Origin of the sequence: Pseudomonas tremae, from assembly GCF_001401155.1 — a bacterium.
Classification (GTDB): domain Bacteria; phylum Pseudomonadota; class Gammaproteobacteria; order Pseudomonadales; family Pseudomonadaceae; genus Aquipseudomonas; species Aquipseudomonas tremae.
This window is the reverse complement of sequence record NZ_LJRO01000286.1, coordinates 1-384: the sequence shown is the minus strand read 5'-3', so window position 1 is coordinate 384 and position 384 is coordinate 1. Positions and strand designations below refer to the sequence as shown.

The 384-nt window shown below is 59.9% G+C and carries 1 protein-coding gene; it reads left to right on the top strand.

The annotated features are described in order from the left end of the window. Positions 1 to 248: helix-turn-helix domain-containing protein (locus ALO43_RS16790; protein ID WP_157062317.1), on the top strand; the 248-nt coding region annotated here is incomplete at its 5' end. Positions 249 to 384 lie beyond the last annotated feature (136 nt).

Genomic DNA, 384 nt, shown 5'->3' with positions numbered 1-384 from the left:
CCGGTATAGGGCCGCAGAAACTGCACGACAGTTTCAAGACGCACTTCGGCGTCTCGCCCGTGGCCTACCTCAAGCGTTTTCGACTCCAGTCGGCGCGACGCAGCCTGTTGCAGGGGCACAGTGGCTACAACATCGCGGCCATTGCCTCGCAATGGGGCTTCAATCATCTGGGGCGCTTTGCACAGGACTACCAGCGCCTGTTCGGCGAGCTGCCCTCGCAGACGCTGGAACGCGGCAGCCGACACTGATCGCCCCTGTGCAACGCTCTTTGTCATCCACAAATCTGCTTTGATTGGCCGCAGGCCCCCACGAGACTTATAACTATCGTGCCAATGCTCCGCGTTGGCATGCAGTTCGTGACGCTCTGCGTCACAAATCTTCAGC